This window comes from bacterium, from assembly GCA_020444065.1.
Lineage (GTDB): Bacteria > Sumerlaeota > Sumerlaeia > SLMS01 > JAHLLQ01 > JAHLLQ01.
Genome location: JAHLLQ010000008.1, coordinates 99,016 through 112,580, shown reverse-complemented (window position 1 = coordinate 112,580; position 13,565 = coordinate 99,016). Strand labels below are relative to the sequence as shown.

Below are 13,565 nucleotides of genomic sequence, written 5' to 3'. Positions count from 1 at the left end.
ACGGAAAGCAATTCCATGACGTCATTGCAAGCTGCAAAACGAACACACTACTGCGGAGAATTCCGCGAAGAGCACATCGGCCAGACTGTGGTCGCGAAGGGCTGGCTGCACAGGCGCCGGGACTTGGGAGGAATCGTCTTCTTCGATCTGCGCGATCGCTCCGGCATTCTGCAGATCCGCATCAATCCCGGCGACGTTCCGGATGATGTGTATGAGCAGTTGCACGCCATGCGGAGCGAGTTCGTTCTGGCCGTGAGCGGAGAACTGACGCGTCGCCCAGAAGGCACGGAGAATCCGAAGCTGCCGACCGGTAACGTCGAGATCGTAGCGCACGAGGTCGAGGTACTCTCGCCCAGTAAGCCGCTGCCTTTCCAGATCGACGAGTACAGCCACGTCAGCGAAGATATCCGGCTGCGCTATCGCTATCTGGACCTGCGCCGCGAGGAGATTCAGAAGAACTTCCTGATGCGTCACCGCATGTACCAGGCGACGCGCGGTTACCTGGCGAACAATGGCTTTGTGGAATTCGAAACGCCGATCCTGACGAAGGCGACGCCCGAAGGCGCACGCGACTTCATCGTGCCGTCACGCCTGGATCCGGGGAAGTTCTACGCCCTGCCCCAGTCGCCGCAGTTGTTCAAACAGCTGCTGATGGTCTCCGGGTTCGAGCGCTACTTCCAGATCGCGCGTTGCTTCCGCGATGAGGACTTGCGCGCGAATCGTCAGCCGGAATTCACGCAGATCGACCTCGAGATGTCGTTCGTGACAGTCGAGGATATCATCGAGACGATGGAAGGCCTTGTCGCGCACCTGTGGAAGGAATGCCTGGGCGTGGACGTGCCGTTGCCGATGGCGCGAATGAGTTACGCCGAGGCGATCCTGCGTTATGGCAGCGACAAGCCGGACCTGCGATTTGGACTCGAAATCGAAGATCTGACAGACATCATGAAGTCGAAGGGCTGTAACTTCCAAGTCTTCAACAAACTGGTGAAGGAAGGTGGCGTGGTGCGCGCATTGTGCGTGCCGGGCAAGGCGTCCGAGTTCAGCAATATGCAGCTTCGCCCGGACAGCAAATTCAGCCAGCAAGTGACGCGCGAGACGGGCATTCGTGCCTATGCGTGGTTCAAGGTGAACGAGGCCGGCGAACTCGAGAGCAGCATATCGAAGTTCTTCGATCCGGAGCCGCTGGCGGAAATCTGCAAGCGCATGAACGGCAAGCCGGGCGACATCATCTTCCTGGTCGCCAACGAGAAGGCCGCGACGGCGGCGGAACACCTGGGACGGCTGCGTCTGCTGCTCGGCCGCGAGATGGGTCTGATCGACGAAGGCCTGTGGCGATTCGTCTGGATCGTCGATTTCCCGGCGTTCGAGTGGAACGAGGACGAGAAGCGTTGGGATCCGCTGCACCATCCGTTCACGAATGTGAACGAAGAGGATCTGGCTCTGTTCGGAACCGACAAGCAGGGCGAGGTTCGCTCGCTGGCTTACGACCTTGCGCTCAACGGCGAGGAGATCGGCGGCGGATCGATTCGTATTCACCGTTCCGATGTCCAGGAGAAGGTCTTCAGCGCGATCGGCATCGGCGAGGAAGAAGCGCAAGAGAAGTTCGGCTTCCTGCTCGAAGCGCTGCAGTTCGGCGCGCCCCCGCACGGCGGCATCGCATTCGGATTCGACCGCATGGTAATGCTGATGACCGGGACGGACAGCATTCGCGACGTCATCGCGTTCCCGAAGACTCAGACTGGATACTGCCCATTGACGGCAGCGCCGAGTTCGGTTCCGGAGCGCTCGCTGAAGGAACTGAAGATCAAGAGCACGATGAAGAAGAAGGAAGAGGAAGAGAAGGACAAGGAGTAGTCCGTACGTGGACTCCTGCCGAAACCTCTGGAAATGAAACCCCTCTCCCGGGCGACTTTGGTTGCCCGGGGTTATTTGTCTGGTTCACGATTGACGAAACTCGCAGGGAGGAAAACCTGCGTTCAGGCGCCCATGGAAAAACTGACCCAGGAAGACATTGATGTTCAGATTCGCCGCCGATCGCGCATCGATCATGATGTGGCCGCGGTGGAGTTCTGCAATGTCTCGAAGGTCTACCAGATCCAGCAGCGCGCCGCGCCACGGTTCGGCTCGTGGTTTGTCAGCAAGCTCTTCGAGTACCTGAAACGCGAACCGTTTCACGCGCTTTCGGATGTCTCCTTCCGCGTTTCGAGGGGCGAGATGGTTGGGTTTGTCGGTGCAAACGGAGCCGGCAAGTCGACGATCCTCAAGCTGGTCGCGGGCATCACGCAGCCGACGTCCGGCTCGATCCATGTCAACGGTCGTGTGACGTCAATGCTGGAACTCGGGGTCGGCTTTCACCCCGAACTGACGGGGATGGAGAACATCTTCTACAACGGCGCGCTCCTCGGAATGCCGCGCCAGAAGCTGCTGGAGAAGCTTCAGGAAATCATCGAGTTCTCGGGTCTGCGCAAGTTCATCTACGAGCCAGTGAAGCACTACTCCAGCGGAATGTATGCGCGCTTGGCGTGCAGTGTCGCGTTTCACTTGGACTCCGAGATTCTCCTCGTCGATGAGATTCTGGCGGTCGGCGATGCGGAGTTTCAACAGCGCGGCATGATGAAGGTGCTGGAACTCCATGAGAAAGGAACGACGATCGTTCTGGTCACGCACGAGACAGCCACAGCTCGTGATCTATGCGATCGCTTGCTGTGGGTTGATCACGGAATCGTGAAGATGACCGGTGCGTCGCGGGATGTTTCTCAGGCATATCTTAAGTTCATGTCTCAGCGTTCCATTCTGCCGACCCATTTTCTTGCACCGACGCAGGCGATCGTCGCCAACGGGGATGAGGCGGAGTTGCGTGAGAAGAAGTTGGACGAATACATCGGGAAGTCAGTGCCCCGATTCCGCAATGTGCGCCTGGAGAACGCAGAAGGAGAATCTGTCGACTCCGTGCGCACCGGCGATCCCTGCCGGTTTGTCTTCGATCTGGATGAGAATGGTGTGGAAATCCCCTACCGCCTTGCGATTTGCATCCGCTGGCGCGATGGCCAGGGGCTGTTTGAGGATCAAACGGAGATGCTTGCCCCTGGGGAGAACCCGCAGGTGGTTTACGATGTTCCAAATTGGCCAATGTTGCGCGCGGAGATGTCGCTCTCTGCAGCGCTGATCACCGACGATGAACCGCCGGTTGTGCTGGATCGTGCCGAGGATACGTTGACCTTCCGGACCTTGACGGACCTTCCATTTACCGAAACCGCTATCGCTCCACCGACGAACTGGACATTGCACAGAATCGACTGAGCCTCAGCGCGTTTGCCGTCCTGCAAATGCCAGCAGATTCAATGCTAACTTCTGTGCCACGGGATCGGGTCGACGCGGCCAAGACCCTGTCTTTTCGCCAAGCAGGCGACCGCGAAGTTGCACTCGATTTACGATAACAACGCCGTCGCCGATTCGCTTCGCTGACAACGCCGGGATCTTGAGTCTAATCCCGCACCGCATCCAGACTTCGCCGCGCCCCGTGATTTCCGCCACACCTTCGGAGACGACCATGCCGGGCGTGCCGCCACTGAAGTATGAGAGATGCTTGGGCTTCAGGCCGTGAAGCAACTCCTGCGGACACTCCGCGGTCGGATGAACGACAGCGTCGTACCCGCCCTTGTCGACATCGTTTCGCGGCCCGGCGACGATCTTTGTGCCTGGAAAGAATTCGATCTCTTCCTGGTTGTCACGTTCGAACTCCGGCTCCTGAACGATCAGCAGTCCCCCACTGCGCACGAAGGTTCGCAGCTTGGGTTGGATGTCCACAAACTCCTTTGACTGAAGCGCGCCTTCGCCAAGCCACAGAACCTGGTAGCCAGAGAGCGACTCGGGCGTTGGCTGACCAGTGGAAAGCCCTTGTCTCTCAGTCCAATCGTGCATTTCTCCGCGCGGATCGATCATAGCAACTCGCAGTTTGCGAATCTTTGTTGGTGCAACGGGCTTCGGAAGAATGTGGATGGTCTTCTCGCTGACGCCCATCTCTTGTCCGTCCTCGGTGAAGCACTTCGCCAGCAGGATCGCATCGCCGCGCGTTGGCATTTCGATCGGGATGCGCAACACGCGATGAGTCGCGGCAGACAGCTTGAGCTGCTGCACGTCTGGCTCGTTCAGCCAGCGCCGCGCCTTCGATGCAAATCCGAATTCCAATCGCATTGTCTTGGCGGTGGGATAGTCATTGAAGACGTGCACAGGTATTGTCCGGCGCTCTCCCGGGAAGAAGTGCCTGTCCCACAGGTCGATGCTGACGCCTAGTGGCGCGAGCGCTTCTTTCACGGCGCGCAACACGGGCTTTGGTTTCGCCTTCGTCAAGTCTCCATCGAACCAGTTCGCCGTACATCCCCCGTCGGCGCTCAGGTAAACGAAGGGTTGTATCGCTGCGATGTCCAGCCGACGCCAGACTTCGATGCACTCACGCGCGAGCCAGGCCTGGTATTCGAGACGCTGCTTCTTCGGTACATTCGTGCCGAGCCAGCGCTCGATCACCATGTCTGTCAGAACCGTGGTATCGCCCTTTGAATCCAGCCAGAACCAGACAAACTCATTGATAATCGCCGGGACATCGGAGTCGCGAATGTCCTCTGGTGAGCGCGCATGCCCCATCGCGCGCTCGGGCCACACCGGCGTTAGAGACCAATGGTAGGGGTGCTCTTCGTGGGTGTCGACATGGCACCATGGACGCGTGGGATCGAGCTTCTTCATTGCGGGAATCGCGCGCCGCCCAACCTCTGAGAGGTCGCATTCATTTCCCGGATCCCAAAGGATGATCGATGGATGATTCCCATGCGCTCGAAGCCACTTGATGAATGCATCGCGTACGCGCGGCATCGACGCCGACACACCCCAGAACGGCCATTCGTCCTGCAGCAGAATGCCTTCCTCGTCCGCGATATCGTACCAACATCGATACATGAGGCCGATGTGCGCGCGGAAGAACGTCATGTGATGCGCTTTGGGAATGGTCGCGAAAACGCGCCGTACCCATTTCATGTTCCAGGGCAAATCGCGGCGCGAGACGTCGCCGAGAAATCGATGAAACGCGATGTTTCCACCGCGCAGAGGTCTCTTCGTTCCATTCAGATAGAACTGATTTCCGCGAATCTCAATCTTGCGAAGGCCAAAGCGGGCAGAGCTTCCATCGAGGATCTCGTCGTCTTCGATCAACGTGACATTGGCAAGGTAGAGGAACGGGGACTCCGGCGACCATCGCTTCGCATTGTTCCAGCGGAGTTGCAGTTCGACTTCCCTCGTTTTGCCCGATTGCAGTCGGACAGGTTCGCTTTGAGACTGGACGACCGCATTCGATTTGAACTCCGCCACTTCAGCGCGAACAGTGGCATTCAGACGCTGGCCACTGCGATTCTCGATGCGCGCGAGCAACCGGCATCCGCGCAAATCGTCATCAGGAAGGACTTGGATACTCTCTATGCGAGCGCGACGGAAGATATGCAGGAAAGCATCGCCCCAGATGCCGGGAATCCATTCGATGCGCTCGTGGTCTTTTCCCCCAACGTGATCCTCTGGCAAAGTATCGTATCCGCCGATGCGAACGGCGATCTCATTTCGGCCGGTGCGCAAATGAGGAGTCAGGTCAAAGCGTTGCGGCAGGTAACAATCGTCTGATTCGCCGACCGCGTGCCCGTTGCACCAGACGGCGGTCGTCCACATGCTCTGCTCCAGAACAAGATCGACTTCCGTGCCGCTCGGTGTTGCTGGAAGGTCGATTACGCGCCGGTAGAAATGATAGCGCCGCTTGCCGTACTCATAGCCTTCAGCAAGATCGACAAGCCCGGGCACGGGCAGACTGAAACTCCAGCGCTTCGGCACGCGCTTTCCATTGCGCGTACCGGGTGCCAATTGCCACTCGCCATTGAGATCGATCCGTGTTTTCAGTGCTGTTGGCTTCAATCTGTTACTCCATCTCAATCTTGATTGTGTGCGTACGGCCATCTCTGAAGGCCGGGATGCGATGTTCGGTTGCTCGATTCCCATCGATACGAATAGATGCGATCTGCAGCGATGATCCGGTGGGACTGGTAATCTCGATTTCGTAAGTCGCGCCACGCCATGGGCGACGCAAGCGCGCGCTTCTCCATGCAGGGGGCAGACATGGCGCGACTTTGAGAGAATCGAAATCTGGTTCGACTCCGATGATGCGATCCAGCAGTGCTCGCAGCAGCCAATCGGCCGAACCCGTCAGCCACGTAAATGTGCCTTCACCGTGCCGCGGGTTTCCGGGTCCGATCGCGTACTCGCAGAAGACGTGCGGTTCGCCGCGATATATCTGCAGGTCGCGATGGGGACCGGATGGAAGAAGCGCATCAAACGTGCGCCAGGCTTGCTCCGCGCGTCCCAGCTTCAAGTCCGCCCAGATTTTGAACGCGCCCGCATGAGTAAACAGCGCGGCATTCTCTTTCGTACCCGGTGCAAACGCGGTGATTCGGCCCACGGCGGGATTGTACTTTGTGTAAGCTGGAGCATGCATCACAGGACCGAGAGGTGAGTCGAGTTGCTCGTCAATGACGCGCAGAATCTTTGCTATCTGCTCAGCATCCGGGATCTCCGCCATGATTGCCCACGTCTGAGCATTCAGGTGAATCCTCCCCTCTTCATTCTTTCTTGAGCCAACCGGGCGGCCCTCGTCGTCGAATGCGATGACATACCAGTCACCATCCCAGGCGTGTCGATTTACGAGATCGCGCGTCTCCTGCCAGAGTTGACGACAGTGTTTTGCGGTCGCCTCATCGCCGCGCCACGCCGCGAGTTCCTCCAGTCGTAACAGAGCAAAACAATGCGCCATTGCGAGCCAAACGCTCTCTCCCTTTCCGCCGGCGCCAACCCGATCGAACGCGTCGTTCCAGTCCTGCGTGCCCATCAGCGGCAGGCCGCGTGGACTGCGCGCGCGGGCATGCAGGAAGTCGACGGCGCGAATCAGATGCTCGTACAGCGGTGCCTCGCCACCATCGAAGAATCGAAGCGGCTTGTCGAGAAAGTCTCCGTCCCCCGTTTCCTTCACGATATCCAGCGCGAGCATTGGAAGCCAGACGGGGAAATCGCTGGGTGGCTCGTGCGTCGACGGGCCAACCAAAGGGGTCCAGCCGGGCAATGGCTGGCCGGAGGACCGCTGGTGTTCGCACAGTTTCTCCAGGCGCTGCTGCGCAAACTCGGCATCCATGGGCAAGATGCCCCAGGCATCCTGGGCCGTGTTGCGGTAGCCCAACTCGCCGCCGCCTTCGTGGTACAGCGTCGCGCTACGCCCGAGCAGATTATTGATCACGACCTGGCGTTTCAGCCACAGGTTCGCGATTTGATTCAAACCTTCGTGCGGCGTCTCAATTTGGAAACTGTCCTCGGTATAGTAGCGTCGCGCCTCGCGCCGACGCTGATCGAGAAGCGCTCGGAACTCGTTGGGCGAGGGAGGAATCGTTGGTTCACCTTCACCGAGTACGATCGTGAACTCCAACTCTTCGCCCGGCTCCAGTTCCACATTATGCTGATAGCACGCCACCATCGGAACGCCCATGATGGAATCCGGGCTGGTCAACTTGCCAGCCGTGATTCCATGCGGTCGTTCCCATGACCCTCCGGGACCAGCAAGGAGTTCCTGATCGATTTCCCAGGCCTCGATCGGCAGCGAGGAAGCGAAGTATCCCTCGTACGGCCATGGTTTGTTTCCCCAAGGCGCCTGCGAGACGCGGATGGCATTGCGATCGCGATCAAATCGCCCGTGGTTCATCAGTGCGGTCAGGTTCGCAGTTCCAAGATCGGAGAAGTAATGCCCAAGTTGCCAGAAGATCAGCGGGTAGACGGCCAGTTCGCGTCTCTTGTTGCTTTCGTTGATGATTTGAACGAGCCACTCCTCGCGGCGCAGATCTTCTGTGAGCACAGTATAGGTCATGGAGGCGCGAATGCCGTTTCGCTTCGACTGGAGAGTCGTTTCTACGATGCTGTGACGGCCCTGAAAGTCCTCGGCATTCTGCGTCGGTTGGAAGTTCGGCGTCCACAGATCGCCGGTCGCCTTGTCGCGGATGTAGATCCATCGCCCAGGTCGATCGGCGAGGTAGTTCGCCGGCGCCCACCGGGTCAGATGGCCGTGCTCACAGTTTTCGAAGAAGGAATAGCCACCGCCCGTCTGCGTGATCAGGGCAAAGTGCTTTCCATTCGTCAGGTAATTCGCCCAGGGGCGCGGCGGCGTGGGCGTGTTGATAACGAGGCTGCCGTCAGCCTCGTCGAATTTCCATAGTTCATTCATGAGCGTCATCTCTGAATCGAGGCGTTGATCTTCTGAAGGCGAGCGGTTTGCCGAGGTCCTTGGCGCCAGTGCAAGACGTTGCCGCTTCGGCTGGAATCGATGACGTTCCCCGTCGCGTAGTCGACGACTTGCCACTGGGCATCCTTCTCGGCTGATTTCAGGGTCCGACTGACCGAGACTGGCTGATCGGAGACATTGTGGACGATGCGAGCGAGCCAAGTTTGCTGTGAGTAATCCCCAACCCAAGCGACGGAACGATCGGCGAGCAGATCGCTGTCCTTCATCAATTGCCAGACCTGGAAATCGTGAATACCAGAGAGCCTTGCGAGCAAGGCGTAGGGATTCTCGCGGGCGGCGCGCTGGCCGGTAACGTGAATCTCGATCGCAGGGGCTTCGGTTTCTTCCCATTCGGTGTCAGCAGTGCGCGCTTGGAAGGGGCGATAAGACTTCTCGCCCATCTCGACACGCCACGCACCATAACCCGGCGAGTGCAGTTCAAGTCGATTCCGCGCCTGCAAGACTATCGGTACCTTCGGAATAATCTCGAATGCACCTTTGCGATGTGTCCCAATACTACCGATTACCGTTCCGTTGACTTCGACAATCAGCGGCTCGTCCGGAGGGAACTCACTGTCGGGGTAGGCGCGCAGTTGAGTCTTCCGAAGGGTGGGGGGATTGGGGACGTCGACATCCCCAGGTAACGTCTCGAGAAGGAAGTCCGCGCCGAGGCGGCTGTCCGTGACATTCAGTGTCGAGCCGATGGGGTTGGGATGCTCGCTGTAGCGATCACCCACGGCCCAGTTGAAGTTCCAGTTATCGAAGTACTGGGTGACGCCGTAGCCCGGCGACCAGGCCAGTTCCATCACGGGCGCATCGGGGTCCACGATCCACGCGTTCCATGGCTTGGCGACGCGATGCTCGGTGTTCGGCCATTCGTCGGGGTTCAGGTCCCAGGCCTGCAAGGGCTCCATGCGCGTGGCGAAGAACTCCATGCCATTTGCTTCGCGGTGCTTGCGTGCGCCTGCAATCAGTTCATCCCAGGAGTGCGCGAAGTACCCCACCTCGGGATAGCATGTGTGGACATAGAATGGATCGAAGGTGAAGTGATGCCAGACGGCCAGCGTCTTGTGACCCATGACGTCGATGAAGTTGGGCTCGTGCTCGATCAGCCACGGGCGCGGGTCGTTTGTCAGCATCGTGTATGCAATGAATGCCGTGCGCAATTCGCCGGCCACATCTCCATCGGTTCGAAACCAGAAGGACATGCCGCCGCTGTCGACAAACACATCGGCCGCCAATGCCGTATGATCGGCATTTACCATGCCTGCGGCGTCGTAGTCGATGCGCTCGAGGATTCGCTCAGCTAATGGCGCCGCCTCGGGATAGGCCTCGCGCGTCAGAATCAGCGCCCACAGCCACCAGCCCTGGAAATAGACCTTGTCCGTCGTGGCATGGCCGGTGGCCGGATCGTATCCATCGAAGTAGAAACCGTGGTGCGTCTCATAATCTGCGACAGTGCCAAGCAGGCCCTGCAGACGGCGGACGGTCTCTTCGCGAGACATGTAGCCGCACTGCTCCGCCGCCATCCAGGCCATCATGTTCTCTGCCCAGATGTAATTGTAGGTGCTGCCCTCGGGCAACGACTGCGGGGTTGGCTGAGAGGCGAGCACAAGTTCGAGAATCTTCTGTGCAGGTTCATCCTCGCCGGGCGCGATATGGCTGACCCGAGCACAGCACGCGAGCGGGATTGTCAGTAGCAGAATTGCCACAACCGTCAGTGTGCGTTTTCTGATCATGGCCCCCACCGTCCGATGTCTCCGTCGCTGATTGTGCCGTTTGTCGGATCGTAGTTGTGCGTGACGGGGAAGAAGTCGAGCTGATCGGAATCGCGATCGGGACCGACCGAGAACAGAATCCAGTAGAAGCGCGTTCCATTTTCGGAAGCGGGCAACTGTCGCAGATCCGGATCATGCACGTAGAAGTAGTAGCCGAAGTACGATGAGTTGTCGACTTCCTGAAACGGATCGCGCGGAATCGACGTGATGAAGGATACGGGGGTCGAAAGCGGGATCAGGCTCTCGACTCCGCTGTAGGGCGGGGCCCCGTGTCCTGCATCTGGCGGGTACCTGTTGAAGGTCACCCGATAAGACTCCATCGCCGTCGCGAGAGTTCTGACATCCGCCTTGATGCGTGAGGTCTTCGCCCGCGTTTGTGCTTCGAGGAAATTCGGAACGGCAATCGCCGCAAGAATTGCAATGATCGCGACGACGATTAATAATTCGATCAAGGTGAAACCACTGTTTTTGTTGCCCAAACTCTGCATTGTACACCTGCCCCTGATAGATTCCACTCAGCCTTAATTGATGCCTTCCTCTGCCACTTTTGCGTGCACAATCTGGACGTCTGTCGGTGCAACAACGCCTCCTGGAGGATGAACCTCTGTTTCCAGAATGATCATGCGCGTTCCAGATTCATTCCTCTTCATGCGATAGGAGAGTTCTCCCCACCATGTCGGGAGATTGCTCACCGAGGCGCCGGCGTCGTACCATTCGTCCGGCACGCCGGCGGCCACGATGAGTTTTTCCCCATTCTCGTAGACGAACAAGTCGCGCACTGCATTGATCAGCCCAGAGCCAACCCACGTATGCGGCATGTCGCCGATGTAGCTGGGTGTACGCGGGTCGGGATGCACGACTTCGGCAAGGTGATTCCACGCTTTCGGGCGCACACCGTCCTCGATCAGGTAGTTCAGCAGGCCGCGCGCTTCGGCTGGACGTCCGAGCCGAATCAGCGCCGAAACCGTCCGCACTTCGTACGGCGTGTAACTGCTGGGGCTCGTGGTCCGTCTCTCTTCAATCCCGTCCAGATATCGATCGTACGTAGCCTTCAATGCGTCGGCAGGAAGATTGTCCTGCTCGTTGCCGACCATCATCGCAATCGACGTGGAGGTCGGATCGAAATCGCCAAGCTCTGCGCACGCGGGGAGTGTTTCAAGATTGTCGCGATGCCGAACGAGCTCGATGGATTGAAGCAGATCGGTGCGCATCGCGGCTTCTTCTTCTGCGTAATGATCGGCCAGTTCATCCTCTCCGTGGCGGCGAGCAAAAGCCTGTGCATCATGCAGCCCGCGCAGTGCCCAGAAGTCATCCCAGTAGCTGTGCTTCCCGGGGAAGTAACCCTCGTGACTGTTGGATGGAGGAAGAATTCCGTAGAACTCGGTGTCCTTGAACTCGGCTGTCAGGCGCTGCTTGCGCAGGTTCTCCTGATAGGACATCGCGGCTTTGACCTTCGGCCAGAGCAGATTATTGAGCGTCTCGTCATCAAGAAACTCGTCCGCCTGACGGGCAAGATAAGCGAGCTCTCCAAAGGAATCATACTCTGCCCAGTCGTTCGCCCATCCAGGCATTTCATTCGTCTTTGGGTCGACGATGAAAGGGACAAACCCATCGTCGTGAACGAGTCCAGCAAACCACTTGGCATAGTCCCGGATGGGTTCACGAACATCGAAGCGCAACATGGCGGTGGCGCTCATCGCTCCATCCCGAATCCAAGCGTGGTTATAATTGCGAGATCCCGGCTGGATGCTCGGTCCGTCGGCGTTGAGCAGCAGGTAGGCAAGATTCGATCGAACCAGTTGGGCGAGTCGCTTGTTCGGAACATCGATCGCCCAATCGCCGGTCCAACTGCGCCATTGCTCCAACACTTCATCGCGAGAATTGTCGAAATCGAATGCTGCGAGATCATCGATGCGGCCGGAAAGAGGGATCTCCAGTAGGATGCTCTTCGATTCTCCGGGTGCCAGTTGCATATCGAACCGCATCCCGGCAGAGATCACGCCAGGAGTGGCGGTGACAACGTCGCTGTCGTTCCCGCCTGAGACTAGCGTGCTCAGTACGTCGCTCTCCCCTGCCGAAACAAGCGCAGTCGCCGATGGCGCCGGGATAACACGGAGGGCCTCTTTGCCGTGAACGATCAGGCCTGCGCCATCGGCGACAAAACGCGCTTCACGAATCTCGGAGAATCCCCCGTGCTGCCACGGTGGATTGAGTTGAATCGGTCGTGCTGCCAGAAGCCACGAAAGATTTCGTGGCATCGTGCCTTCATTCGTAAGTGTTGTCCGCGCGATCGTTGCTCCGGGTTCAGCAGCAACTGCATCGATTCGAATCTTCAGATCATTGCCATTCCACTCGACGCTCGGAATCGGCGCCCAACCTTCGAGGAGTTCCTGCGTGACGGCAAAATCGTTTGCTGTCTTCATCTGCCCATCGAGGAGCAGAACCGGCGTGATACTGAATCCGCCCTGATGCGTCTCCAGTCGGCCATCCTCGTCGAGAAGCGACTCCTCCGGCGAACGAGGCAGACCAACGATGGTCCAGAACGCTTGCTCGCGATAGAGCCAGCGCGGCATGGCGCCCTTCGGAAGGCGCTGCGACAGCATCTCGAAGTGCCGTTCCGGATTCCACGTTTCGTCCGGGCCCTTCAGTGTGACTTCCGCCACTGCGGCAGTGCCTTCGAACTGCAGGCGCAATCCTTCGGCTTCCGTCCGATCGAAGAATGCATCTTCCACCGGCCCAGCACCGGGAGAGCGCATCAGCTCGTGCCAGGCGCCATCCGAGGCCTGCGTCTCCGCTTTCCATCCAACGGCATCGCCAGCCCAGACAATCTGCACCCCGCCAAACGCGGTGCGTTGCGGGAACTCGATGAGAAGCCAAGGTTTCTTGTCCGACGAATCGGACTGCCAGGCAGTTTCGCGCGAACCGTCCATGGCAAGTTCGAACGCATGATCAGCCTGCGCTGACGAGGCGGTGAGTTTGCGCGCAGCCTCGTCGCCAAGCACATCGACTTCCCAAAGCGAATACCCCCACCCCGTCCCGCGGCGGATCCCATCCATCCTAACGTAACGCGTCTTGCGTGGTCCAAAGTACACGACATCGACGCCGCCATCTCCGTCCCTTGTTTCTGCGACAGTTTGGAAGTCCTTCCCATCGCTCGAAACCTGGATGTCGTAATCGCGCCCGTAAGCCGTTTCCCAATGAAGTCGAACACCGCAGATTGTCTTCTCTGCACCCAGGTCGAGCAGCAGCCACTGATCGTCGTTGAAGTCGCTCGACCAGCGCGTTCCCGAATCGGAATCGACGGCATGCTCCGGCCGATAATCGCCGTTTCCGGAACTCGCAGTCGCGGCGATTTCGTTCGCGAATGCGGCAAATGTCATGCTCGCAGAGACAAGGAGGGCGGGGATGACTCTCTGATAGAGCGTCTTCATGGGGAA

General features: G+C 58.7%; 7 protein-coding genes. 2 read left to right on the top strand and 5 right to left on the bottom strand.

The annotated features are described in order from the left end of the window. Window positions 1-15: 15 nt before the first annotated feature. Together aspS and KQI84_17190 are read left to right on the top strand one after the other, a co-directional pair. Window positions 16-1,857 carry an aspartate--tRNA ligase gene (gene aspS, locus KQI84_17195; GenBank protein MCB2156615.1) on the top strand — a complete coding sequence of 614 codons (1,842 nt, stop codon included), beginning with the start codon at window positions 16-18 and terminating at the stop codon, window positions 1,855-1,857. 132 nt (window positions 1,858-1,989) lie between these two features. Further along, the gene (locus tag KQI84_17190) at window positions 1,990-3,303 is read left to right on the top strand and encodes an ABC transporter ATP-binding protein (protein ID MCB2156614.1); all 1,314 of its coding nucleotides are present in this window, start codon (window positions 1,990-1,992) and stop codon (window positions 3,301-3,303) included. 3 nt (window positions 3,304-3,306) lie between these two features. Here the strand turns inward: KQI84_17190 and KQI84_17185 are convergent, their stop codons facing one another. The 5 genes from KQI84_17185 to KQI84_17165 are packed head-to-tail and all read right to left on the bottom strand — an operon-like array spanning window position 3,307 to window position 13,559. Continuing rightward, window positions 3,307-5,949, bottom strand: a complete 2,643-nt coding sequence (locus KQI84_17185; protein ID MCB2156613.1) for a hypothetical protein — start codon at window positions 5,947-5,949, stop codon at window positions 3,307-3,309. A gap of 4 nt (window positions 5,950-5,953) precedes the next feature. Further along, window positions 5,954-8,293 (bottom strand): hypothetical protein, encoded by a 2,340-nt coding sequence (locus tag KQI84_17180; GenBank protein ID MCB2156612.1) that lies wholly within the window; start codon window positions 8,291-8,293, stop codon window positions 5,954-5,956. Window positions 8,294-8,298: 5 nt separating this feature from the next. Next, a complete protein-coding gene (locus KQI84_17175; protein MCB2156611.1) occupies window positions 8,299-10,089 on the bottom strand; it encodes a hypothetical protein in 1,791 nt (596 codons plus the stop codon). After that, window positions 10,086-10,616: a prepilin-type N-terminal cleavage/methylation domain-containing protein gene (locus tag KQI84_17170; protein MCB2156610.1), complete on the bottom strand. Its 531-nt coding sequence runs from the start codon at window positions 10,614-10,616 to the stop codon at window positions 10,086-10,088. The genes KQI84_17175 and KQI84_17170 overlap by 4 nt, the downstream gene beginning before the upstream one ends. Before the next feature lie 33 nt (window positions 10,617-10,649). Continuing rightward, window positions 10,650-13,559 (bottom strand): discoidin domain-containing protein, encoded by a 2,910-nt coding sequence (locus KQI84_17165; protein ID MCB2156609.1) that lies wholly within the window; start codon window positions 13,557-13,559, stop codon window positions 10,650-10,652. Window positions 13,560-13,565 lie beyond the last annotated feature (6 nt).

Coding starts and splice junctions, on each gene's coding strand:
- aspS (MCB2156615.1), top strand. CDS start 16: ATGACGTCATTGCAAGCTGCAAAACGAACACACTACTGCGGAGAATTC.
- KQI84_17170 (MCB2156610.1), bottom strand. CDS start 10,616: ATGCAGAGTTTGGGCAACAAAAACAGTGGTTTCACCTTGATCGAATTA.
- KQI84_17175 (MCB2156611.1), bottom strand. CDS start 10,089: ATGATCAGAAAACGCACACTGACGGTTGTGGCAATTCTGCTACTGACA.
- KQI84_17180 (MCB2156612.1), bottom strand. CDS start 8,293: ATGAATGAACTATGGAAATTCGACGAGGCTGACGGCAGCCTCGTTATC.
- KQI84_17190 (MCB2156614.1), top strand. CDS start 1,990: ATGGAAAAACTGACCCAGGAAGACATTGATGTTCAGATTCGCCGCCGA.
- KQI84_17165 (MCB2156609.1), bottom strand. CDS start 13,559: ATGAAGACGCTCTATCAGAGAGTCATCCCCGCCCTCCTTGTCTCTGCG.